This is a genomic window from Roseibacillus ishigakijimensis, assembly GCF_016595415.1.
In the GTDB taxonomy this organism is placed as follows: Bacteria; Verrucomicrobiota; Verrucomicrobiia; order Verrucomicrobiales; family Akkermansiaceae; genus Roseibacillus; species Roseibacillus ishigakijimensis.
The window spans coordinates 122,128-144,234 of sequence record NZ_JAENIO010000004.1; the positions used below are offsets into that span (position 1 = coordinate 122,128).

Here is a 22,107-nt window from a genome sequence, read left to right on the forward strand (position 1 = left end):
CCTCCCCTCTGCCTTCATGCGCAGGAGGGAGGCCGTTTTTTTCCTTTTTTCGCTGCGCCATCCGGCCAAGAGTCTGGCCATGTATTTCACCGGATTTGCCGACGAAGCCGCTCGCGACCTAGCCACCCAGATCAAAGCCACCCAGGAAATCGGATGGACCCGCATTTCCGCCCGGGGAGTGAATGGCAGCAATATTCACGAACTGCCTGAAGAAGAATTCCAGGCCGTAGCCGACCAACTCGACGCCGCAGGTATCATCATCCCCGAATTCGGCTCCCTCATCGGAAACTGGGGCAAAAAAATCAGCTCCGACTTTGACCTCACTTTGGCCGAAATCGACCGCGCCATTCCCCGCATGAAACGCCTCGGCACCTCCATCATCCGGGTGATGTCCTTTGCGCAAGAGCCTTGGGGTGAGGAGCAACACGAGGAGGAACGTTTCCGCCGCTTGCGCGAGATCGTGAGCCGTTTCGCCGAAGCCGGCCTCACCGCAGCCCACGAGAACTGCATGAACTGGGGCGGTTTTTCCCCCCAGCACACCCTGCGGCTGGTGGAGGAAGTGCCAGGGCTCAAGCTCATCTTCGACACCGCCAATCCCGTTTTTCAAAAGGATCGCTCCAAGCCACAAGCGGATGGCGACTTCCCTTGGCAGGACCCCATGGAGTTCTTCCAAACCGTGCGCGAACACATCATCCACGTCCACATCAAGGACTGCACCAATCCCCCTGCGGGCGAGACCGAACCCGCCGAATACACCCTTCCAGGGCGCGGGCAAGGCAAAGTGCGCGAGATCCTTACCGAGCTGAAGAACTCCGGCTACGACGGCGGCCTCGCCATTGAGCCCCACGTGGCCACCGTCTTCCACGCCGTCGATGGCGCAGAGCCCGATTGGGAACAGTGCTACAACTCCTACGTGGAATACGGCAAGGAGTTCGAAAAGCTCTGCCGCGAGCTCGGCATCGAGGGCTAGTCGGCCTGGCGGAAAAGAAAGCGCTCCGAGTCCTCCCGCCAGCCCGCAGGCGCGGTCCGGCTGGGCAGGAGCCGCCCGACCGAGCCTTCCTTCCAGCCGGGCTGGAAGAGGGCCAGGGAGGAATTTTTCTCCTCGGGATGCGGCATCGACCAAGTGACAATTCTTCCCTCCTGCACCAGACTGGGCAGGAGACCTTCTTCCCGGAGAACGTCCTCCCCACCGCGCCAGGCAGCCAGGAGCTGGACCCGACGCCCTCCTTTTGCCAACTGGGCCAAGGCTGTCGGGGACAAGGAGTCGCGCTGCAAGACGACGCGATTAAGCGCTTCCTCCCGGGCCAGATGCTGGAGCTCTTTCTCGCGGGTTCCCGCTGCCACTGGCGCGATCCTGACCCCAGTCAATGTCGGCAGAAAAAAGGCCAACACGCGGGATAGCTCCTCACCCGGGGACCACTCGAGCAGCACCCGATCGCCCCGTTCCCAAAAGGCCACCGCCGCCAGTTCGCGGGCTTGCCGGACCAGGAGCTGCCTTTCCTCCCGGCCAAGAGCGCACACCTGCCGCCATTCTTCCCGCCAACCCGCAGGCGGCTCACAGAGCAAGGGCGGCTCCCCGGGCCTCAGATCGCAGGCAAGGCTTTCCTCCTCCAGCGAAGCCTCCGCCAGCACCCGCCAGCGCTCGGCCACCGCCCCTGCGGTCGCAGCCCGGGGCGGCAGCGGTTCGCTGAAGCGCACTTGCAGCCGGGATCCCCACCGCCGGGGCCATTTGCGAAAATAGCGACCTCCGGCAAAACTGGTGAAGGTGCCCCACAAACCATGCATATGCGCCACCACCACGGGACAATCCGCCTTGCGGGCAATCATCTCAAAGCCACGCTTGACCTCGCAGATCGCCCCCGTGCGGCTGAGCTGACCTTCGGGGAAGAGACAAACCACATTCCCCGCCGCCGCCTCTTCGGCCGCCAGACGAATCGCCTCTTTGGCCTTCTCCGGCGAGACCGGAACCGCCTCAAAAAGACGCGCAAAGTGGCCCACCCAACGATGACGGTAACATTTCTCCGCAATGAGGAAGCGAACCGGGCGCGGACTGGCAGCCGAGACCACGAGGGAATCGACAAAAGATAGATGATTGGGGCAAAGGATGACTCCTCCGCTGGCTGGCATGTTCCCGGCCTGCAGAGCCTCGATGCGATAGAGCCGACGAATCAAGGTCAGGGCAATCAAACGCCAGAAGCTCCGCGGCAAGAGCTTGGCGACGTAAAGAGTGACCGCCGCTGCGAAAACGGCGAAGAAGGCCATTTGCCAAGCCACCGCCACTCCCCCAATCTTGAAAAGAAGTTGCAGAGCGATGGCAGCCGCCCCCCCGAGGTTGTTCATCAGGTTGGAAACACTGAGCACTTTGCCCCTCTCTTCGCTGGGACTGAGGTCAATGAGGTGGGCCTTGAGCGGCACTAGGAAGACGGCCGCTCCCGCTCCAGCCACAAACAAGCCCCCCCGGAAGAGCCACCCGCCCTCGGGAGCCAGCGCGAGCAAAATGGCTCCACTGGTCATCACCACCCCCCCCAGAGGCACGAGGCCAAGCTCCGTCCCCCGACGGCTGAGCAGACCGGCCGTCACACTTCCCACCACAATCCCGACACTGGCGGTCGCCATCAGAAAAGAGTTGGTCGTGCCCGTTCCTTCCCCGCCATCGTGCAACTGATAGGCGACCTCATAAACGGCGAGGAGAATGAAGGTGGCGAATCCCCAGAAAAAGGCCACGCCCAGCGAGCAAAGCCGCAAGGGTTTCTCGGCCCAAACCGTACGAAAATCACGCACATGCCGGAAGGCGACCCGCGGCGTGAGCGGACCAACTTCGTGAGCCGGGGTTGGCTCGATGAGCCGAGCCAACACCACCGCCAAAAGACAAGCCGCAGCCAGGAAAAACACCGGACCGGCGGCCGCCGCCCATCCATCCCCCAGCTTGGCCAAGCGCTGATCGAAGATGATCCCTGCCAGAATCTGCCCCAGGAGCACGGATAAAATCGTGATCCCCTCACTGACCCCGCTTCCGAAAGCCAGCTTCTTCCTCCCGAGAAGTTCCTTCAAAATCCCGACCTTAGCCGGGGACAATAAAGCCGACTGCAACGCGAGGACAAAGAACGCGCACACGGCGAGGAGAAGAGACCGTTCCCAGACGGAATAAGCCATAAAGGCAAGGCCCACGACCTGCATCCAGGCAGCCCACCGGGCCACCAGATTCTTGGGAAAACGGTCCGCCAGCCAACCCGCGCTGGGAGCGAAAAGGAGATAGGGCATCACCATCAGAATGGCGAGCGGGTGCTCAATCGGAAATCCCGCCCCTTGGGAAACAAGCCAGCCCCCCAGAGGGAGAAGCATGAACCGGGCGAAATTGTCGTTGAAGGCATTCAGCCCCGTCATAGCCGCAATGGCAATGAAGGACAGCCAGTTGCGTCGGCTTGGCTCGTGCGAATCCAAATCAGTGGGCATGACGGAATTCATATCAGCGAGAGCCAGCCGGGGGAAATCGATTGTCAAAAAGAAATCATTGTTTCAGTCGATACCCTCCAAAAAAGACTGCCGTAAAGATAAGCAATGAAGAGCAGTGGAGCGCGCTTCCAGCGGGCACAAGGAGGCCTCCGTGCCTCCGCCTCCCAGTGAAACCCGGGCACAAGGAGGCCTCCGTGCCTCCGCCTCCCAGAGAAAACCCGGGCACAAGGAGGTCCCTGAAAACAAGAATTCCGACCCGACTACTTCGCCAACAGAGTGGGAAATGCCTGTTAAATCACTGGGGAGGAGGCACGCTCCCCTTCAGATATTGGGAAGGCCGCCCTTTTCTTCGGGCGGCCCTCTGAGTCGAAAGACAAATGACCGGGGAACCTCAGGATTCCTTCACCGGCCCCATCGAACCTTGCCCGGTGCTCGGGGTCGCAGGGGAATCACTCGCACTGGAGGCGCTGCCTGGCTTCTCCATTTCAATACCTTCAGCAGCGGCAAATTCCGCCAGAGCCATTTCCGCAAGGGCATCCTGCTCCGCTGCCTTTTCCTCCACTTCGCCCAGGTCGAGCGCATCCTTGGCCACCCGCGCCCGGCCAGCCGCCTTGGTCCGCTCCTCTTCAACGATGCTCTCGAGGCGGTTGAGAGTATCTCCCGCCCCCCCGATTTCAGTGACCATGCCAGAAGCCATCTCGTTCAACTCAGCCGTGGCCTTCTGAATCTTCATGTCATCGATGTCGCGGGAGAGCCGATCAATCTTGTCCTTGGCTTCTTTCACCGAAACGTCGCGCGCGCGCAGCAGCTCTTGGTAACGCTTCTCGGCATCTTCCAACTGCCCCTGCACGTCATCGTGCTCCTTTTCTGCAGTCTTGAGTTTGAGAGCGTATTCGGCTGCGGCGGCCCGATTGCCAGCCTTCAGGTTTGCGGCCGTCTTGGCCCGCAATTCCTCTTCCTCGCGACTCAAGCGCTTGGCTTGGCTCACAAGACGCTCCACGAGACCCGCATGATTGGCTAGCCCCTTGTTGAACTCGGCAATCTGCTTGCGCAGATTTTCCTTTTCCACCTCCAGCAGGGCTTCGGGATTCTTCTTCTCCAAGCCGCCCACAAAGAGGCCAAAGAAGCCTTTGATCATATTTCCTAGTCTCTTGAACATAATTTTTCTCCTCTCGGTAACGCCTCCACCATGACTCTCTCTCCCCCTTCAAGGCAAGGATAAGAAGCGGGCGAAATTGCAATGGCGACCCGCCGGGCTCCCCCTCCCCACAAATGGGGTATCCACTTCGCACGTGCACCAGCGAACAGCTTCCGCTAAAAAGCCCCCGCTCCATGAAATTCGCCATCTGCAACGAGACCTTTCAAGACCGCCCCTTCGCCCAACAATGTGAAGCCGCCGCGCGGCTGGGATACACCGGGCTGGAAGTGGCTCCCTTTACCATCGCGGAAAATGCCGATGCGCGGAATCTCAGCCTCGCCCAAGCGGCCGAATTGAAGCAAACCGCCCAGGACCAAGGTCTGGAAATCATCGGCCTCCACTGGTTGCTGGCGAAGACGGACCATCTCCATGACGGCGCCGGCTTTCACCTCACCAGCCCTGCTGACCATCTGCGCCAAGCCACCCTCGACTACACCCGCCATCTGGCCGATCTCTGCCACGCCCTCGGCGGAAAAATCATGGTTTGGGGCTCACCCCAACAACGCAATCTGGATCCTGACTGGGACCGCGAGGCCGCAATGGCCCGGGCCGCCGACCTTCTCCGCCAAGCCGCGACCCATTGCGCCCCCCTCGGCGTGACCATCGCGATGGAGCCCCTGGGGCATCCTGAAACCAACTTCCTCACCTCCGCGCAAGAGACCGCTACCCTTTTGGAACTCGTCGATCACCCCCATTGCCAATTGCACCTCGACGTCAAGGCGATGAGCTACGAACTGGATGCGGAAACGCCCGGCTCGCCGACCCCTGCGGGCACAAAACCCGGCCGCGAAATGATCGACGCCTACATGGGCGACATCGTGCGCGCCCAACGGAACCGGGTGGCCCACTTCCACGCCAATGACCCAAATCTTTTGGGCCCGGGCATGGGTGAGATCCAGCACGAAGCCGTCGCCGCGGCCCTGCACGAAATCAACTATCCCGGCTGGGTCTCGGTGGAGGTCTTTCGCTACGAGCCCTCACCCGAGGAAATCGCCCGGCAATCGATGGACTATCTCCGCCGCGTCTACGCTTGATCCCCCTCGACCCGAGAGGCACGGCCTCAATCGAGAGGGATCTCCCGGTGGCTGCCATCGCGCTCCACGACCGTGAACTTGCCGCCGGTGCGCTCGGCCAGCTCCTTCATGGCCTCGTGGGCGTCCGGTTCCATCATGGCGATGCAATTGACGATAGTGCCCTTTCGCTTGGCAGTCCGACCAATATCCTCGGCCACCTCCATCGACTCCCGGCCGGTGGTGCCATCGGTCATGAAGTAAATCACCTGCGGGGCAGGGTCCATGTCCATCGCCATCTCGAGAGCATACTTCCAGCGCGTGCCGTAGATGAGCGGGGTTTCCTCCACCACCTTTTTGCTCTCCTTGATGGCATTTTTCACCCGCTCCTCTTCGGCCCGCCGCTCATTGCCAATAACGTTGGGTTTCAGGGACAAATCAATCCAGGAAGCCTTGGCCAGGCGGCGCTTGGGCGCGAACCCGCCAGCGCCTCCACTATTCTCCCACTCATGGACTTTACCATCAGGAGTTTCGATAAAGTTGCCCTTTTGCTCATAGGGATCGCCCTGCTTGTAGTGCCGGACTTTGTCGCCAGCCACCCAGACCGGACCCGCAAAAAAGATCATCTGATATTTGGAGCCCTCGGGAAGTTCATCCAGCGACTTCGTCAGCTCGGCCCGCATGATTCGCTGCCGGGGACCACCCATCGACTTGGAATAATCAATCACAAAGGCGATCCGCTCGGCGTTGCTCTTTTGGCCGAAAAAGGTCGTGCCGCCACCACCGCCAGCCGCCCCGCCATCACCAGCACCCCATCCCGCTCCGAAGTCGTCTCCATCGCCGAAATCGAGCGACTGCACAGGCGACACCGTATCCGGGACCGGAACAGCCGTCGGCGAAACCGTGTTGGCCGCGATCACCTTCGCCATTGCCGAGGAGGGCGCGGACGGCTTGCGTTGGAAGCTCGGATTTAGCTCGGGCTTCTCCGTCTCATTCTCCTGCGCTGCCGAAGCCTTGTAAGTGACAATGTCCGGCTGGGTAATGGTGATTCCTTTGATCGCAATGAAGTAAAGGATCAGGCCCAGTAAGATGGCCGTTAACAATGAGATGAGCAGGCTCGAGACCGTGGCCCGAGCCCTTTGACGCTGAAGCTCCTTCTCAATCTCTGGGTTCACAATGGATTCCGCACTCATTTCCTCTGTAACTGCTCAACGAGAGTTTTATTTGCAAAAAAGTGGAAAATGACAATCGAATTTCACAAATCATCCAGAAATCTCCGCAAAACGCCGTCAAGCTCTCCTTCCAGCTCTTGTAAACTGTCGTTGAGGGTTCCTTCAAGTCGCAGAAACTGTTCCAAATCAGGAGGGATTTGATTGAAGAAGCGAAAATCCGGATCGGCGAGCTCTCCACGGGATTCGATTCGCCACAGCGCTTTGCCCTCCGCTGAAAAACGGGCCCCCGCTTTTTCCCGCAACTCCGCAGGCAGAGCGGTCCACAGGCCCCCCAGCAGCCCGTCCAGATCTTCCCCGGCGAGAAATTCCACCTCAAACTGATGAAGCCCGCGGCCCATGTCGATCCACGACGCGGCCCCCAATCCCAGGTCCCAGTCGCCAGCCTCCAAAGAAAGCGGAGCCGCCAGTCGGATGATTCCCCGATGATAAGAGCCCGCCAGACGGCGACCACGGCTAAAGCCGAATTGCTCATCGGCCCACGGAGGAGTGCCCGGCCAAATCTTCTCAACATACTGGCTGGCCTTGCGCACGGGGGCCACTCTGGGGTCCAGATAGGACTCTTCCGCCAATACCAGTTGCGTAGCCACCCGAAGGTCGAACTCGCCCGAAAGCGGATCAAAGAGCTCCCCAGTTACCGGGCCAGTGAGACCGAGAAACAAAAGGGGGAAGCCGGAACCATCGGTCAGCGTGAATTCTCCCTGCAAGGCCAGCGCCACATTGTTCAGCGACGAGAGATTGGCAGGTTCGAATTCCAGAGCCTCCACCGTCAGGACAAGCTCTTCGATAGCCAGGGTGAGCTCCTCTTCCTGCCAATGGATTTGCACCGCCCCCTCGGAAAGCTGGAGCACCTCCAAACGAGCCAACCACTCGTTTTTCTCCGCAGGAAGGACCCGAGGTTTGTCTCTTCCCCTTTGCTCCTCCCCTCCATTGCCCCCATTCGGGACATCTTCCGGCTGTCGAAAAAGTTCCCGGAGAGTCAAGCCGCCTCCCTCGGCAAAGGTCATCGCCACTTCGGGCTCCACCACCGTCAACCCCGTCACTTCCAGGCGGCGGGAGAACAAGGGGAGCAACCTCACCCCCAGACGGGCCTCCCCCACCCGAATCCAAGTCGGCCCCGCCAATTCTTCCCGTGGCTCCAAGGCCAAATCTTCCAAGACCACCTCCCGCGACCAGAGATTCACCTCCCGCCCGCCCAGCGTCACCCGGGCATTGAGCTCACGAGCGAGCCAGCCTTCCAAATAAGCGGGTGAAAAGAAACGCTCGACGGCGAGAAGCAGAGCAAGGACGAGCAAAACGACAAAACCCAACCCCCAGGCGGCCCAACGAAGAGCTGGTAGGGATCGGGTCATGGCGTTTTGAATATCGGGACTTCCGAGTCAGACGGTCATCACCTCGGCTTCTTTTTCGGCAGCCGCTTCATCGATTTTTTTGACAGCGGCATCAGTGAGCTCTTGCACTTCACCTTCAAAGTCCTTCTGGCTGTCCTCGGTCAGGATGTTGTCGGCTTTCATCTTTTTGCCCGCATCCATCCCCATTTTGCGCGCATTGCGCACTCGCACCCGGGCATCCTCGGCCATCGCTTTCACCCGCTTGACCATTTCCTTGCGGCGCTCTTCGGTGAGCTCAGGAACCACGAGGCGAATATTGGTGCCATCAATGGCTGGGTTCACCCCCAGGTTGGCTTCCCGAATCGCCTTCTCAATGTCACTTGTTGTGCTGGGATCGAAAGGCGCCACCATCAACATGCGGGGCTCGGGGACCGAAATCACCGCCAAGCCTTTCAGCTTCATCACACTCCCATAACTGGTCACATTCACGTCGAGGTTATCCACCAATGTGGGGGACGCCTTGCCGGTGCGCACACCACCAAATTCTTGCTCGAGGTATTCGAAGGACTTGTCCATCGCCTCTTTCACTTCTGCCAAACTGCTTTCTGGAGTCATTTTCTCAGGATTTTATGTTCAAAAGCTTCACGCCTGATTGCAAACATAGGTGCCAATATCCGCCCCACTCAAGGCTCGAGTGATATTTCCTTTCACTCCGACATCAAATACCACGATCGGCATGTTGTTTTCCATGCAAAGACTGAAAGCGGTGGCATCCATGACCTTCAACTGATTCGTCAAACAGTCAATGAAGCTCACCCGCTCGTAGCGCTTGGCATCGGGATTCTGGCGGGGATCGCTGTCGTAGACCCCGTCCACTTGGGTGGCCTTGAAGATGACATCGGCATCCATCTCATTGGCTCTCAATGCTGAAGTCGTATCAGTGGAGAAAAAAGGACTGCCCGTGCCTGCCGCAAAAATGACCACCCGACCATGGGAAAGATGCCGCTCCGCCTTGCGACGAATATAAGGCTCAGCCACATTCTTCATTTCGATGGCGCTCTGCACGATGCAGGTCAGGCCTTCCTCCTCCAGCGCGCTCTGCAACGCGAGCGAATTCATCACGGTGGCCATCATCCCCACATAATCTGCCGTCGCGCGGTCCATCCCCCGGGCACTGGCACTTGCTCCTCGCCAGAAATTGCCTCCCCCGACAACAACCGCCAACTCGAGACCGGTGCCCTTCACCGCGTCCCGGATTTCACGAGCCATCCGCTCCACAATCTCCGGGGAAATATTGTCCTTGCTCCCTTCCTCACGCAGCGCTTCGCCACTGAGTTTTAAAACTGCGCGGGTGAATTTCCGCTCCGGCTTGACCTCCGTCGATTGTTCGCTCACGGCGCTGAGAGTTCCCTAAGCCGACTCCCGGTCCAAGCCAAAAAATCGCGGGCTCCCGGATTGCCAACGAATTTTCAAAACAAAAGGCACTACCTGCCCGCAGCCTGCGCCTCGATTCTCTGCTGGGCCAACCACTCGCGGTAGGCTTCCCGCTTCAAGCGCTCCGCAAGAGCCCAATCAACGCGGGCATCGAAGCCCTCCAGCGCTCGCTCCGCCCGCACGGCCCGACTGTTCATCAAGCGCACTTCCCGCTCGATTTGCTGCCCCTCCCGCTCGAGAGTCAGGGTCAGAAGCTCGCCCGGAGCCCGTGCACTCACAATCTCCTTCAGCTTCTGACTGGGGCTCTCGCTGGCGAGCAATTCCTCGTCAATGGCGAGGATCAAATCTCCCCCCTGCAAGCCTGCCAGATCGGCTGGAGTCTCCGCAATCACCTGTGAAATGAGGACCGCTCTTCCAGCATGCGGCAGCTCGACGAATTCACCCCGTTGGGGATCAAAGACCCGCTCCCGGTTATCCATTTCGATGCCAATGAATCCCGATCCTTTTTGCCGGATCTCATCCTTTTTGTGCTCGTAATGCACTTCCCAAAGAACATTGGACAAGCGGATGAATTCCTCGGGATCGTCGCTTTGCAAATAGCGCTCAAAGAGCTGATCCGCACGCGCTTTCGAGTCCTCCTCCCGCACCCAGGTCACCAAGAGATCCTCGCTACTTCGTCGGACCTGATAGTTCTCATCCCTCAGGTCGGCAGCCACAGGCCATTCCTCCCCCCTCAGCAGAGCGAAGGGTAGGAAAGTGAGAAAAAAAGAAAGCCCCCTCATCAGGCTGTTAACCTAGCGTCCCTGACAGGGCTTGGCAACGACAAGAAGAAGGGCAAGGGAACTCGCCCCTTGCCCAGAAAGAATGAGAAGTGAAGAGACTTTACTCTCCCCCGGATTCCCAGGCCTTGACTTGGTCCACTTCGATCGTGTCGCTGGGATAGACCCGCTCAAGCTTGTGCTTGTCGTTGGTTCGCGGGCTCAGAGAATACTTCTTCCCTTCGCGATAAACGCTCACCCGTTTAGTCGTCCCGAAGGTATTCGGTCCTCCGGCGGCAGCGATGGCCTGCGCCAGCGTCATGCCCTTGATGTAAGGGACAGTCCCAGGCCGCTGAACGCTACCCATGACCGTCACGAATTGCTGGAGCTCGGTCTCGACGTTTCCGATCTGCTCGATCAGAATGGTCGGCGAGGTGTAAATCTGAGCACTCTTGTAAGAACTCTCGATTTGTTTGGCCAAGGCGGTCGAAGAGAGACCAGCAGCACGGATGGAACCGATTTCCCACATGCGGATATTGCCACTGCTATCCACGGGATAAACGGCATTGATCCGCGTTTGTTCACCAGCAGGAACACCCATCACGGTGATTTTCAGTTTCGTGTTTTTCTGAATCTGTGCAGAGGCAATCTGGCAAAGGCTCAGCAGTGCGACCAGGGCAACAAGGATAGTTTTCATAGTTCGTTAATCTTCTTAGGGGTTAGTAAAGATCCGAATCATCGGTAACCGGCTTGGTGGTTGTCACTTTCTTGTCCTTGGACACCACGGGGCGGGTCGACCGGGATTCAGGCTCCGCAGAAGGAGCGTAGTAGGTGTAGTAACTTGTGTAATATTGATACTGATTATCGCTGCGAATGTCGACATTGTTGAGAACGACCCCGATCACGTGGCCTCCAACGTTTTCAACAGCTTGCTTCACCCGAAGGAGCATATTCCGGGGCAGCTTGCGGTGCTGAACCACGATCATGGTGAGATCGACCTCACTCGCAAGAACAGACGCGTCGCTCACCCCCAGGATGGGCGGGGAGTCCACCAATACGAGGTCAAAGCGCTGCTTCACGTCCTGAATCAACTCCGACATGCGGCGAGAGTTCAGGATACCGGCGGCGTCGGCTGGCAGCACGCCCGATGGCATGAAGTAGAGATTGTCGACGGGCGTCTGCAAAATCACGTCTTCCAACATCAAGTCCGTAGTCAGATAATTGGTCAGACCAACAGAGTTATTGATATCAAAGAAGGTATGCAAGCGGGGACGCCTCAAGTCAGCGTCGATCATCAGGGTGGTGTAACCGCCTTGGGCACACACATAGGCCAGATTCACGAGGGTAGTGGACTTTCCTTCACCCGCTCCACCGGATACGACTGTAATGGCGTTGTCCTCGGGATTCTTGCGGTTGAATTCGATGTTGGTGCGGAGAATCCGGTAAGCTTCCGCATCCGGGCTCATGCCACTTTGCTTGTGCAAAACGCCGACGTCCTTGGGAACCACCGCGAGGACGGGCATCTGCAAGAAGCGCTCAACATCTTCCAAGGTTTTCACCGAGGTGTCCACGTATTCGAGGAAGAAGGCGATGGCGATTCCGAAAATCAGACCTACGACCGCACCCAAAACGAGGTTCAGAGTGACTTTAGGGCTGACGGGGTTTTCATTGACCTTCGGTTCTTCCTGAATGGTGATCGGCTCCTTGGGAGAGCGCAGGGCCACCCTTTCAGCCGAGTGGGTCAGCTTGAGTTCCTGCAGTAGCTCCAGCGCGGACTCATAATCTCGCTGAGCCTCACGATACTGGTGCATCTCGGTGGCCAGGTCAACCAGGTCACTTTCCTTCTCGGTGCTAATGTCTTCCATCACGCGAAGCTGCTCCGAAATCATCTCGAAATTGGTGGCCAAGCTCTCACGAAGAGCGCCCACGGCGGTGTCGAGGTCCGCTCGTAGGCCCTGCAAGCGCTCTTTCTGAACTTGGAGGTCGGGATGACGCTCACCGAGGCCCGATGCCTTCATCGCATCCAACTCGCGCTTTACAGCCAGATATTCGGTATGGAGGCCTCGCACGGTGTTGTTCTCCACCGGAAGTTCAGCGGCGTAGCGAAGGACCTGCTCGCTATCCAATTTCTCAAGGCGATCGAGGTAAATTTTGTATTGGTCCCGGTTCTTTTTCATTTCGAAGGCCTGTTGATCGGCCATGCGGGCAATGGCCATTTCCATTCCTTCAGGACTATTCTGGGCTCCTTCGAAATAGGGGCGCTTCGTGATCTGGACGATGCTATCAAGCTTCATGCGCTTGGCCTGCACCTTGTCCATCTGATCTTCGATTTCGTCATTGAGGGCTTTCAGCTGATCTTCCGCCCGCGCTGTTTCTTCATCCTTACGCCGTTTCTGATAGGCGAAGGCGACTTCGGCTGCCACCTCGGCGGCCACCTCGGGCTCGATGTGCTTGACTCGGATTTCGATGAGGTCAGTCCCTGTCCGCTGGGTCGTCTCCACCATTTTTTTGAGTTCCCCAATAACCGCATTTTCCGAAAGGCCCCACTTGTTTTCCAGGTCCAGGTTATCAGAGACCACTTTCAAGGTTCTCGCGGCAGTGATGACTTCAAATTGGGTTTGGAAGAATTGGCGGGACTGCAAAGCACCCAGGTCGGAACCAAAACCCTGAACCTCCGGGTTCACCTGGACCACTGAGGTGCTGGCGTATTGCTTGGGCATCACCCTCGTGATTACGGCGGCCGTCAAGAAGACCAGAATGAAGGTGAGGAGAATGATCCCGTAACGGTTGCGGAGAACTTGCCAATAATCGACTGCATGCAGCGAGGCTTCGTTCGTATTTTCGGATGGATGACTCATGGGAGGTTTGGCTGTTTCAAGCTTAGGGGGGACGATTTACGCGATTGGCACAAAAAAATCAACCCCGACGGTAAACGATACCGAGGGGGTTGATTGTTTACGAAATAAGAAAAGATTTAGAAAGTTGCCTGAACACCGAGCTGGAAGCGATTACGATCGTATTCACGGCCTTCAAAGTCGGAGTAGGCGTCAGTGAAGTTATAAGAACCAGTGAGATAAAGATTATCAGTCATCTGATAGCTTACTCCCGCATTAAGATTGAGGAGACCTTCGTCACCTTCACCGGTTCCACGGATAATATCTTCGTAATCTGTCAGGATGTAGTTAACACCACCAAACAGGCTGACCTGGGGGCTCAAGGCGTAAGTCGCCTTCGCACCGATGCGCAAGGTCTGACTTTCTTCAAAACTGTGACGGATGCCGTCACCATCACTAAAGCTACGGTTCCAGTTTTCACTCGAGTAGCGAACAAAAACCTGAGAACTCAGTTGGCTTGTCAGACGAGTGCGCAGAGTTCCTTCGAAGAAGGGCTTGGTGTGGGAATCGCCATTGTCAGGGTCGACGATCTGAGCGCCAGCACGGAATACGATACCGCTTTCCGGACTAATACGGTGCTCAACACCACCAACGATGTAATGGGAATCGGTGTCGCCGGAACCGTCTGAATCGGTAAATCCGTAACGATATCCTGCAGTCACCACTGTTGCAGGACTCACACGATAACGAAAATCATGACGGAAAGTCACCCGAGTGTAATCGGAGTCATCAATATCACTGTAAGTTACACCCGAAAAATTCACACCGGTTTGAGTCCCCAAGCGCTCGGTCCAGCGATAACCAACAGAATTTTCGCTCGAATAGCGGAAGTAATCACCGACACGGCGATCGTTGCCAAATCCGTAATCATAATCGGGCTCTTGCTCGAAGGCCAGGAAGTTACGACTCGAGAAACGAAGACGCTCGCTGAAACGATGAGTAAAATTCACACCTACGCGAACATCACCGTTGGTCTCATCTGCATCATTGCTGTCAAAATTCTCAAAGTAATGACGAACGCCTACTCGAGCATAGATATCCCAAGTAGTCTGAGGAGTCACACTTGTCCAGTTGGCTTGCGCAAAAGCACTGACATAGAAGGACTCTTCATCTCCGTTACTGAAGTAGGGAGTAGGATTATCATCGTATCCCACGGACGCGCCCACAACGTAAGTAAGGGGCAAACTCTCGCTAGCTTCGTCATCGTTGGGAGCGATGCTATAAAGGCCCTGAGCTGAAACTGCAGCACAGGGAAGCAGCCCGGCAAAAATTGATTTTGTAAATTTGTTCATGTGTATGGGAAGTTGAACTAGAAACGCTAACCTTAATCAGTTTACTCAGTGGGACTAGCACCCTCCGGAGTAATTGTCGGGGGCTGAAAAGGAGGAAGCTCAGGCAACCAAGGATCTCCACCAGGACCTCCAGGAACCAGAGGACCATCGAGAGGATTCTCCACACCAGGAAGAGGAACAGGATCACCTTTAGCAAGACCACCTTTACTGAGGCCACCCTTGGAACCAGAACTCATCACGCTTTCTCCGCTCTGAGCATCGAAAGAAGCGAGAACCTGCTGCACTTCAGTCACGGAATCAGGAGCAACAGCGACCGCGCACTGAGCAATCAAACGCATTTCGCCAGGAGCAGCCACAACGGCCACTTCGACAATTGAACGAACGAGATCCTTATCAGCTTCGGTTGCCACGATGGCAGCCTTGACAACTTCGCAAGCACAACCGGAGTTCGCCGACACTTGAGCTTCGACAACCTCAAGAACCTTCGCCGCATCAGCTTTCACCGCTTTCTCGACGACCGACTGGATATCTTTGCAGCTCTGAGCCGACTCAGCCGCAAAGGCCGCCGGAGCACCCACCAACAAGGCGGACACGAGAGCGAATTTAAGTGTATTTTTCATGATTGGTTCTCCTGTTGTGAACTGTTTTTTGAAATTCAAAGGGGAAGAAAAGCGGGTAGAGGGAATCGAACCCTCATAATCAGCTTGGAAGGCTGGAGCTTTACCATTAAGCTATACCCGCGCTTTCGAGATTTGTTTTAGCGCTCCGGCTAACAGACCGCAAGGCTTTTTTTCAGAGATATTTTGGATCTCTTTCAGACCCATTTCGGCGACTAGAGCAGCCATAAAAACCCTTGGGTAAGCACTTTACCCAGATGGAACATTCTAAAGACCGGTCGGACTGGGGAGAAATTGTTCCTCAATTTTAAATTTTTCGCTCAACAATTCCCCGACTTTTCGCACCCCGGAGGTTTCCGTGGCATAGTGGCCGGCATGAATGACATTCAGACCGAGTTCGTCGGCTAGGGGAAAACTCCAGTGAGGGCCCTCCCCTGTTAGAAAGGTGTCGATTCCGGCCGCCCGCACCGTTTCCACCTCGCTTCCCGCCCCTCCCGTGACGAGGCCCAGTCGACCGACGGCCTGTTGGCTTCGGGTGAAACTGATGATGGGTCCCACTTCTTCCTGAATGCTTGCCAAGAGGTCCTCCCAAGTCCCTTGCCACTCGCCAGCCAAGCCGAGTTCAAGCCCCTTCCACGGCAGAAAGGTTGTAGACACCTCCAGACCCAACGCCTGGGCCAGGAGGGCGTTGTTTCCCCATTGTGGGTGCACGTCGAGAGGAATGTGCGCACTATAGATAGCGAGATTGCCGTCGAAGGCCGCTTTGAACTTCCGGTATTGCCCGCCCGTCAGCATACGCACCCCCTGCCAAAAAAGCCCGTGATGAACCACCAAGAGGTCCGCGCCGGCTTCCACCGCCTTTTCGACCACCGCCAGGCTGGCATCGACAGCCGTTGCCACCTTGCTCACCCGCCCGTCGTTCTCCAGTTGCAGGCCATTGTGCGCTCCCGGGTAGTCCGGCACTTCGGCGAGGCGCAATTCCCGGTCCAAAAATTCAGTGATTTCACAGAGTTCAGCCATGCCTCCAACGAAGCGGAGAATCCTCCCTCCGGCAATGACGCAGTCCGCTTGTCTCATTTTTCGCTATTCAAAGCCGTTCCCCTTCGCCATTAAGCTCCCCATGGCTGACAAGCAAAATACCCTCGCCGCCGCCGCTTCGCTGGAAGGGACCTCCCTCCATACCGGCGAAAAAGTCACCCTCACTCTCAAGCCCGCTCCCGAAGACCACGGCTTCGTCTTCTGCCGGGTCGATCTGCCGGACAAGCCTCTCATCCCGGCCAATGTCGACCTGGTCGAGACCGTGGAACGCGCCACCACTCTCTCCGTCGGCTCCAACCGGGTCCACACCGTAGAACACGTCCTCTCCGCCCTCGTCGGAATGGGAATCGACAACGCCCTCATCGAGATGGATGCCAACGAACCCCCCATCGCGGACGGCTCCTCGGCCCCCTTTGTGGAACTCATCAAGCAAGCCGGGATCGAGCAGCAGGAGGCTCCCCGCAAGACCTGGCACATCCGCGAGCCCCTTCATCTCGACCTCGGCAATGGCTCCCTCATCACCATCGTGCCCGACAACAAGTTCCGCCTCACCGTCACCAACGTGGGCCGCAACGACCAACACACCGAGCACTTCTCCAGCGAGGTGACCCCTGAGCTCTACGAGAAAGAAATCGCCCCCGCCCGCACCTTCACCTTCTACGAGGATGTCGCCCCCCTCTTGGAAAAAGGCCTCATTAAGGGTGGTTCCCTAGAAAACGCGGTCGTCATTCGCGGCGAGAACGTGATGTCCAAAGAGCCGCGCCGCTTTGGCAACGAGTTCGCCCGCCACAAGGCCCTCGACCTCATCGGCGACCTCATGCTGGGGGGCAAGCGCATCCTCGGCCACGTCATCGCCGTCGCTCCCGGCCATGGGCCCAACACCAAAATGGCCGCTCTTCTCAAGAAAGAGTATGCCAAGATGAAAACAGCCGTCCCTCCGGTGAGCATTCCCCGGGGCGAAGCGGTTCTCGATCTCCCCGACATCCTCAAAATTCTCCCCCACCGCTATCCTTTCCTCCTCATCGACCGCGTCATCGACTTCACCGACAAGACCTGCACCGCGATCAAGAACCTCACTTTCAACGAGGACTTCTTCCAAGGCCACTTCCCCGGTCATCCCGTCATGCCCGGCGTGCTCCAGCTTGAGGCCATGGCCCAGACCGCCAGCGTGCTCGTCCTGCGCGTGCCGGAGAATCAGGGCAAAGTGGGCTACTTCATGTCCGCCGACAAAGTGAAGTGGCGCAAGCCCGTCACCCCCGGCGACACCCTCTTCATCGAGGCCGAAATCGTCTCCTTCCGCCGCGGTATTGGCCAGGCGGAATGCCGTTGCCTCCTCAATGGCGAAGTGGCCTCCAGCGCCACCATCAAGTTCGCGGTGCAATAAAGAGCGGGAAAAACCGAAGCGCCAAAGACTCAAAAATCAAAACCAAGGTCACGGCAGCCACTCTTCGTGAGGCTGCCCCGTAAAATCTACGACGAGAAGCTTCAGCCGGAGAATCCATGATTCTTCGGCTGTTTTGTTTTCCATGATACTGTTGAAAAGAGTCACTCTCCCTGCTCATCCAGCCAATCGTTGAAGCGGGCATGCCGCTCTTTGGCGTCCAGCGCATCCACCTCGGGATTCTCGGCCTGAAATTTTCGGTAGAGCCGATGTTTCCCCGCGAGTTGTTTTTGATGCCGATTAACAGCTTCTTGTTCCGACGAGTCGTTGAAGCGCTTCAATTGACCGGCAATCTTTTCATGGGCCCTCATCGCCCGCCACGCGACAACCATCCAGAAAATCGTCACCACAACACCGAAGCCGACAACAAGTAAATCCATACCTATATGCAACAGGATGCTCGCAATCTTGGAAATGAGAATTCTGGCTTCTTTTTGGAAAGGCTGAGCACGCAGCTATAGCCAAGGGGAATTTAGTCACCCGGAAACCGACTGGTGACTGGCGGTTTGCAGCGCTTTTGTTAGCCTGAAGCTCATGAGCCAAGCACCTCTCACCTTTGAGCCCCTCTACAAAACCCGCATCTGGGGCGGACGAGTCCTCGCAACCCGCTATCATCGCCCGCTTCCCGATGAACAGCCTTACGGCGAATCCTGGGAAATCGTGGACCGCGAGGAGGACCAGTCCGTGGTCAAGGAAGGCGTCTATGCGGGCCAAACCCTGCACCAGCTCTGGAGCGAGCACCGCGCGGAAGTTTTTGGCTCCGGGATGCCCGATTCGGAGCGCTTTCCCCTGCTCATCAAGATTCTCGACTGTCAGGACGATCTTTCCATCCAGGTCCATCCGCCGACAGAGCTTGCCCCCTCGCTGAATGGCGAGCCCAAGACTGAAATGTGGTATCTAGCCGGAGCCGAAGAACGCGCCAGCCTCTACATCGGCTTGAAGAATGGCGTCACTCGCGCGCAGTTCGAGCAGGCCATTGCCGAGGGCACGGTCGCCGAGGTGGTCCATCGCATTCAGCCCAAAGAAGGCGAATCCATCTTCATTCCCTCCGGCCGCTTGCATGCTATTGGGGGCGGGAATCTCATTTTCGAGATTCAGCAGAACTCGGACACCACCTACCGCGTCTTTGACTGGAATCGCCTGGGCCTCGATGGCCAGCCGCGCGAACTCCACGTCGAGGAGTCCCTCGCCTCCATCGACTTCGACGACTTCGAGCCCGGTATGGACACTCCGGACGGCACCACCCTGGCCCGTTGTGAGTATTTCCAGACTGACGAACTCAAGGTCGTGGCCGGTGGCAGCATCGAGAACCCGCAGGCGGATCGCTTCTCCCTCGTTGCGGTCGTGTCCGGACAAGTGAAATCAGCCAGCGGAAATCACGAGCCCGGCGATTGGCTGCTGCTGCCCAAGGGCGCGGCCCCCCTGGAGGCCCTCGTCGACAGCGTGGTTCTCCAGGTCACCCTCCCCTCTGCCTGACCCTTCAGTGCCCGTAGACTTCCACTTCCCGCCACTCAATGGGAGCGGAAGCCTGGAAGCGGATGAAACGGGCAGCGACCGGCGGGCAACTGATTTCGCAAAATCCGGTAGTCGGTCCTTCAAAGACCGACTGCCATTCCTTCCCGTCAGAACTCACTTCGCAGGACAAGGTGACCGCTTCACTCGTAAGCAGAGCGCGGGAAAATTGGCGGGATTCCGCTAGGGAAATCACCAAGGAATCCCCCGTCCAAGCGCTTGTCGGGGTGCCGTCCAAGGTCGCCCTCGCGGCCTCAGGCTCGCTCCGGGTAGAGGGCAAAAGACTCAGATTGAAGGGCAAGCCCTGACTGGCATTGCGGAGTTGGAAATAATGGTCCGCGCGAACGAACTCGATCTGCCCGGGATAGAGGGTTTCGAGCATCTGCTTGACGGCAAGGAGGCGATGGGGCCGCAGCTCTTTCCAGACCTCCACTTGGGCGGAAAGGAAAAGCGGAGAATCGCCCTCCCATTGACGCAACGAGTTTCGCAGCTCGCGGGTCAGGTGCTCAAAACTGCCCGCATAGGGTAGAACCAAACGCTCAAAAGGCACGCGCCCTCCTTCCACGCTACTCGCCACCGTGGGGTCGTCCTTGAAGTTCTGAACCGTCGCTCCATAGAGACTGGGACTATTTTTTTCATAAGAAGCCCGCTGCATGGCCGAGGCATTGTCCCAAATTGTAACCACTCGAAGACCCGAGCGCCGGAGGTAGGTTTCTGTCAATGAGGCATAACCATCCATCCGTGCTGAGTCCTTCAAGTAGACTCCCACTGGAGCACCCGGTTCTTCGAGCGTATTGGTAGGCATGAGGTAACCCATGCCCGAGGGGCCGGTGACAAAGCAATCCCCGCTGGTCGCGGTGCGGTAATAATAGTTGAGAAGACCAGGGCCAATGTCGACCAGACCAGGGGCAATGGTCCAGTTCAACGGCATTTTCCCTCGATCCTCGGCGCTCCTATCCCAAAGACCCCGCATGGCATTTTGACAATACTGGATATTATCTCCATCACTGATGTAGAGAGAGATATAAACCTTATTAGCCAATTCCGGGAGCTTCGGGACTGCCGGAATAGCGATCTCGTTGGCGACACCGGAATGAACAGTGCTGTTTTGGTAATAATCCGAAGGCAGAGTGCTGATACCGGACTCGGAAGCGGTGGTAATCCCCGAACGTTCGCTGGCATACCAACCCAAGGCGACGGACTCCCCCGCCTTCATATCTTGGAAGAACAAACGCATCACTTCGCGCTCTTCCGGAATGCGGCAGTCCAGCCAGACCACGGCCGCCCCGGTCGCCGCAGCCAGGTCCCGGGTGTGGTGGAAATCTCCCGGCCCCCGATGATTGAAGGGCTTGGCGCTCAGAATCACCCGTTTTTCACAGTCCGCCCAATAAGTCCCATGCATCCAAAGATAAATTTCCACCGGAGAACTCGCCTTTTCGGCGCTCAAGTCGGCCACGACCGGAAGATCGACCCCGGCCTCTTTCAGTTTGGCGAAAACCTCGTCGGTAACGGGCAGGGCTCCCTTCATGCCAGCCACCGTGCCAGCGACATTACGATAGTGGGGACTCGTCTCGGGATCGTAGCGCACCACTCCACTGACCTCCTCACGAAAGCGCTCCACCAGAGCGAGCCACGACTCAGGCACTTCCGCAAGCCCCAGCTCTTGGGTCTCCGCCCAGCGGTCCGGATGTCGCGACGACCTTTTCAAGAGGTAGATCCTTGGCTCGGTTCGATTCACCACCCCCTGCAAACCCACCAGAGTCAATTGCTCATCCGGACTTAGACCTTCCAGAACCGCAGTTTGCAAAAGAGGCGCGGGCTTGGCAAATCTCGGCAAGACGCCCTCTTCCGGCCAAGTCATCTCCGCACAAGCCGACCTCGAAGTCAGAGCAAAGACAAGCAGAGGAAAAACACACAAGAATTCAGACAATTTTATACAAGTAGACCGTTCACGGGGAACGACTTGAGCTTACGCCCAAGCCAGCACCAAGCTTACAAAACACTTGGCAAATATCGGCAAAAAAGAATGACCTCGATTCCCAAACGCCCGGCCTGCCTGCGAGACAGGAAATCTCCGAACCAAGGATTTTCCCCTTTCCAAGACGAGAACGAAAGATTTAGTCTCGAGTGTTATGAAAATCCCCTCCCTCGCCTTACTCTTTCTCTCTCTCGCCTCTGTCTCTTGGGCAAACGACATTCGACTGCGAGCGCTCACAGTGAGCCGGGGATTTCCCCAGGGCGAGGTCTTCCTCCACAGCAGCAATGGGCAAGCGCCCGGCCAACCCATCGCGATCAAGACCTACCTCAATCACGAATTCGAAACAGCCCGGGTGGAGAGCAAGTCCTGGGTCTTCACCAGCGAGGCCGATCCAGCCAGCGTGGAGGACGCGAGCAAAGTCCTGGCCCGGGCGGAAGTGACGGAGGCCTCCCCCTCCTACATCCTCATTTTTCAAGAGAACGAAGCGGTCGCAGTGGAACCCCTCACCGAAGAAGAAACGCCTGAAAGCCAAGAAAGTGAGGGGCTTGCGGAAGAAGTTGTCGAGAGCCCGGCCGAAATCCCCGGCTCGGTCGCCGTCCTTCCCGACTCCGCCCAAGCCTTCCCTCCGGGGGGCACTCTCGTCCTCAATCTCTCCGACCGCGATCTGCGCATCGAGCTGGAAGAGACCCCCTACGACTGTGCCTCCCAGACGCACATCGTCATCACCGGGCAAAAGACCAAGGCCAACAACTCCTCCAGCATGGTGGTGAAAGAAAAGGATGAAAACGGAGAATGGTCCTCCATCAACTCTGGCTCGCTAAGCCACCCCGGCGACAAGCGCCTGGTGCACCTTTACTCGCAGCGCTCCCCCGGAGGCCGCATTTTTCTGAAACCCTTCCGCGATATTGCCGAAGCAGAGTGA

At 57.6% G+C, this 22,107-nt stretch carries 19 protein-coding genes and 1 tRNA gene; 5 read left to right on the plus strand and 15 right to left on the minus strand.

All coding sequences use genetic code 11. The annotated features are described in order from the left end of the window. Positions 1-16 precede the first annotated feature (16 nt). Positions 17-970: a sugar phosphate isomerase/epimerase family protein gene (locus JIN78_RS02685; protein ID WP_234037742.1), complete on the plus strand. Its 954-nt coding sequence runs from the start codon at positions 17-19 to the stop codon at positions 968-970. On the opposite strand, the gene JIN78_RS02690 is transcribed toward JIN78_RS02685, so the two are convergent. Next, a complete protein-coding gene (locus JIN78_RS02690; RefSeq protein WP_200390392.1) occupies positions 967-3,501 on the minus strand; it encodes an MFS transporter in 2,535 nt (844 codons plus the stop codon). The two genes, JIN78_RS02685 and JIN78_RS02690, sit on opposite strands and share 4 nt — an antisense overlap. A 343-nt stretch (positions 3,502-3,844) precedes the next feature. Next, positions 3,845-4,612: a PspA/IM30 family protein gene (locus JIN78_RS02695; protein ID WP_267906997.1), complete on the minus strand. Its 768-nt coding sequence runs from the start codon at positions 4,610-4,612 to the stop codon at positions 3,845-3,847. Positions 4,613-4,785: 173 nt separating this feature from the next. Here JIN78_RS02695 and JIN78_RS02700 point away from each other — a divergent pair, with 173 nt between their 5' ends. Beyond that, a complete protein-coding gene (locus JIN78_RS02700; RefSeq protein WP_200390394.1) occupies positions 4,786-5,685 on the plus strand; it encodes a sugar phosphate isomerase/epimerase family protein in 900 nt (299 codons plus the stop codon). A gap of 26 nt (positions 5,686-5,711) precedes the next feature. Here JIN78_RS02700 and JIN78_RS02705 read toward each other — a convergent pair whose 3' ends face one another. From JIN78_RS02705 to JIN78_RS02755, 11 genes are all read right to left on the minus strand, one after another. Then, positions 5,712-6,854 carry a vWA domain-containing protein gene (locus tag JIN78_RS02705; protein ID WP_200390395.1) on the minus strand — a complete coding sequence of 381 codons (1,143 nt, stop codon included), beginning with the start codon at positions 6,852-6,854 and terminating at the stop codon, positions 5,712-5,714. A gap of 62 nt (positions 6,855-6,916) precedes the next feature. Continuing rightward, on the minus strand, positions 6,917-8,242 hold the full coding sequence (locus JIN78_RS02710) for an AsmA family protein (protein WP_200390396.1): 1,326 nt from the start codon (positions 8,240-8,242) through the stop codon (positions 6,917-6,919). A gap of 27 nt (positions 8,243-8,269) precedes the next feature. Next, positions 8,270-8,836 (minus strand): ribosome recycling factor, encoded by a 567-nt coding sequence (frr, locus tag JIN78_RS02715; RefSeq protein WP_200390397.1) that lies wholly within the window; start codon positions 8,834-8,836, stop codon positions 8,270-8,272. Positions 8,837-8,863: 27 nt separating this feature from the next. Beyond that, positions 8,864-9,616 carry a UMP kinase gene (gene pyrH / locus JIN78_RS02720; protein ID WP_200390398.1) on the minus strand — a complete coding sequence of 251 codons (753 nt, stop codon included), beginning with the start codon at positions 9,614-9,616 and terminating at the stop codon, positions 8,864-8,866. Positions 9,617-9,705: 89 nt separating this feature from the next. Beyond that, the gene (locus tag JIN78_RS02725) at positions 9,706-10,437 is read right to left on the minus strand and encodes a PDZ domain-containing protein (RefSeq protein ID WP_200390399.1); all 732 of its coding nucleotides are present in this window, start codon (positions 10,435-10,437) and stop codon (positions 9,706-9,708) included. Between the two features lie 100 nt (positions 10,438-10,537). After that, entirely contained in the window at positions 10,538-11,110 is a 573-nt protein-coding gene (locus tag JIN78_RS02730) for a polysaccharide biosynthesis/export family protein (RefSeq protein ID WP_200390400.1), read from the minus strand. Positions 11,111-11,132: 22 nt separating this feature from the next. After that, positions 11,133-13,271: a GumC family protein gene (locus JIN78_RS02735; protein WP_200390401.1), complete on the minus strand. Its 2,139-nt coding sequence runs from the start codon at positions 13,269-13,271 to the stop codon at positions 11,133-11,135. A 116-nt stretch (positions 13,272-13,387) separates the two neighbouring features. After that, the gene (locus JIN78_RS02740; protein WP_200390402.1) at positions 13,388-14,599 is read right to left on the minus strand and encodes an outer membrane beta-barrel protein; all 1,212 of its coding nucleotides are present in this window, start codon (positions 14,597-14,599) and stop codon (positions 13,388-13,390) included. 41 nt (positions 14,600-14,640) lie between these two features. Further along, on the minus strand, positions 14,641-15,219 hold the full coding sequence (locus JIN78_RS02745; protein ID WP_200390403.1) for a hypothetical protein: 579 nt from the start codon (positions 15,217-15,219) through the stop codon (positions 14,641-14,643). A gap of 50 nt (positions 15,220-15,269) precedes the next feature. Then, a tRNA-Gly gene (locus tag JIN78_RS02750) sits at positions 15,270-15,340 on the minus strand. A 143-nt stretch (positions 15,341-15,483) separates the two neighbouring features. Continuing rightward, positions 15,484-16,236: a Nif3-like dinuclear metal center hexameric protein gene (locus JIN78_RS02755; protein ID WP_200390404.1), complete on the minus strand. Its 753-nt coding sequence runs from the start codon at positions 16,234-16,236 to the stop codon at positions 15,484-15,486. A 100-nt stretch (positions 16,237-16,336) separates the two neighbouring features. On the opposite strand from JIN78_RS02755, the gene JIN78_RS02760 reads away from it, so the two are divergent. Further along, positions 16,337-17,638 carry a bifunctional UDP-3-O-[3-hydroxymyristoyl] N-acetylglucosamine deacetylase/3-hydroxyacyl-ACP dehydratase gene (locus tag JIN78_RS02760; RefSeq protein WP_200390405.1) on the plus strand — a complete coding sequence of 434 codons (1,302 nt, stop codon included), beginning with the start codon at positions 16,337-16,339 and terminating at the stop codon, positions 17,636-17,638. Between the two features lie 161 nt (positions 17,639-17,799). Here the strand turns inward: JIN78_RS02760 and JIN78_RS02765 are convergent, their stop codons facing one another. After that, positions 17,800-18,075: a DUF8066 domain-containing protein gene (locus JIN78_RS02765; RefSeq protein ID WP_200390406.1), complete on the minus strand. Its 276-nt coding sequence runs from the start codon at positions 18,073-18,075 to the stop codon at positions 17,800-17,802. A 154-nt stretch (positions 18,076-18,229) separates the two neighbouring features. On the opposite strand from JIN78_RS02765, the gene JIN78_RS02770 reads away from it, so the two are divergent. Then, complete coding sequence (locus tag JIN78_RS02770) at positions 18,230-19,171, plus strand: type I phosphomannose isomerase catalytic subunit (RefSeq protein ID WP_200390407.1); 942 nt, start codon at positions 18,230-18,232, stop codon at positions 19,169-19,171. A gap of 4 nt (positions 19,172-19,175) precedes the next feature. Here JIN78_RS02770 and JIN78_RS02775 read toward each other — a convergent pair whose 3' ends face one another. Beyond that, on the minus strand, positions 19,176-21,068 hold the full coding sequence (locus JIN78_RS02775) for a GxGYxYP domain-containing protein (RefSeq protein WP_200390408.1): 1,893 nt from the start codon (positions 21,066-21,068) through the stop codon (positions 19,176-19,178). 271 nt (positions 21,069-21,339) lie between these two features. On the opposite strand from JIN78_RS02775, the gene JIN78_RS02780 reads away from it, so the two are divergent. Next, the gene (locus tag JIN78_RS02780) at positions 21,340-22,107 is read left to right on the plus strand and encodes a hypothetical protein (RefSeq protein WP_200390409.1); all 768 of its coding nucleotides are present in this window, start codon (positions 21,340-21,342) and stop codon (positions 22,105-22,107) included.

Excerpts from the sequence above, each read along its gene's own strand:
- JIN78_RS02685 (WP_234037742.1), top strand. The coding sequence starts at position 17 with ATGCGCAGGAGGGAGGCCGTTTTTTTCCTTTTTTCGCTGCGCCATCCG.
- JIN78_RS02695 (WP_267906997.1), bottom strand. The coding sequence starts at position 4,612 with ATGTTCAAGAGACTAGGAAATATGATCAAAGGCTTCTTTGGCCTCTTT.
- JIN78_RS02700 (WP_200390394.1), top strand. The coding sequence starts at position 4,786 with ATGAAATTCGCCATCTGCAACGAGACCTTTCAAGACCGCCCCTTCGCC.
- JIN78_RS02705 (WP_200390395.1), bottom strand. The coding sequence starts at position 6,854 with ATGAGTGCGGAATCCATTGTGAACCCAGAGATTGAGAAGGAGCTTCAG.
- JIN78_RS02710 (WP_200390396.1), bottom strand. The coding sequence starts at position 8,242 with ATGACCCGATCCCTACCAGCTCTTCGTTGGGCCGCCTGGGGGTTGGGT.
- frr (WP_200390397.1), bottom strand. The coding sequence starts at position 8,836 with ATGACTCCAGAAAGCAGTTTGGCAGAAGTGAAAGAGGCGATGGACAAG.
- JIN78_RS02725 (WP_200390399.1), bottom strand. The coding sequence starts at position 10,437 with ATGAGGGGGCTTTCTTTTTTTCTCACTTTCCTACCCTTCGCTCTGCTG.
- JIN78_RS02730 (WP_200390400.1), bottom strand. The coding sequence starts at position 11,110 with ATGAAAACTATCCTTGTTGCCCTGGTCGCACTGCTGAGCCTTTGCCAG.
- JIN78_RS02735 (WP_200390401.1), bottom strand. The coding sequence starts at position 13,271 with ATGAGTCATCCATCCGAAAATACGAACGAAGCCTCGCTGCATGCAGTC.
- JIN78_RS02740 (WP_200390402.1), bottom strand. The coding sequence starts at position 14,599 with ATGAACAAATTTACAAAATCAATTTTTGCCGGGCTGCTTCCCTGTGCT.
- JIN78_RS02745 (WP_200390403.1), bottom strand. The coding sequence starts at position 15,219 with ATGAAAAATACACTTAAATTCGCTCTCGTGTCCGCCTTGTTGGTGGGT.
- JIN78_RS02755 (WP_200390404.1), bottom strand. The coding sequence starts at position 16,236 with ATGGCTGAACTCTGTGAAATCACTGAATTTTTGGACCGGGAATTGCGC.
- JIN78_RS02760 (WP_200390405.1), top strand. The coding sequence starts at position 16,337 with ATGGCTGACAAGCAAAATACCCTCGCCGCCGCCGCTTCGCTGGAAGGG.
- JIN78_RS02765 (WP_200390406.1), bottom strand. The coding sequence starts at position 18,075 with ATGGATTTACTTGTTGTCGGCTTCGGTGTTGTGGTGACGATTTTCTGG.
- JIN78_RS02770 (WP_200390407.1), top strand. The coding sequence starts at position 18,230 with ATGAGCCAAGCACCTCTCACCTTTGAGCCCCTCTACAAAACCCGCATC.
- JIN78_RS02775 (WP_200390408.1), bottom strand. The coding sequence starts at position 21,068 with ATGACTTGGCCGGAAGAGGGCGTCTTGCCGAGATTTGCCAAGCCCGCG.
- JIN78_RS02780 (WP_200390409.1), top strand. The coding sequence starts at position 21,340 with ATGAAAATCCCCTCCCTCGCCTTACTCTTTCTCTCTCTCGCCTCTGTC.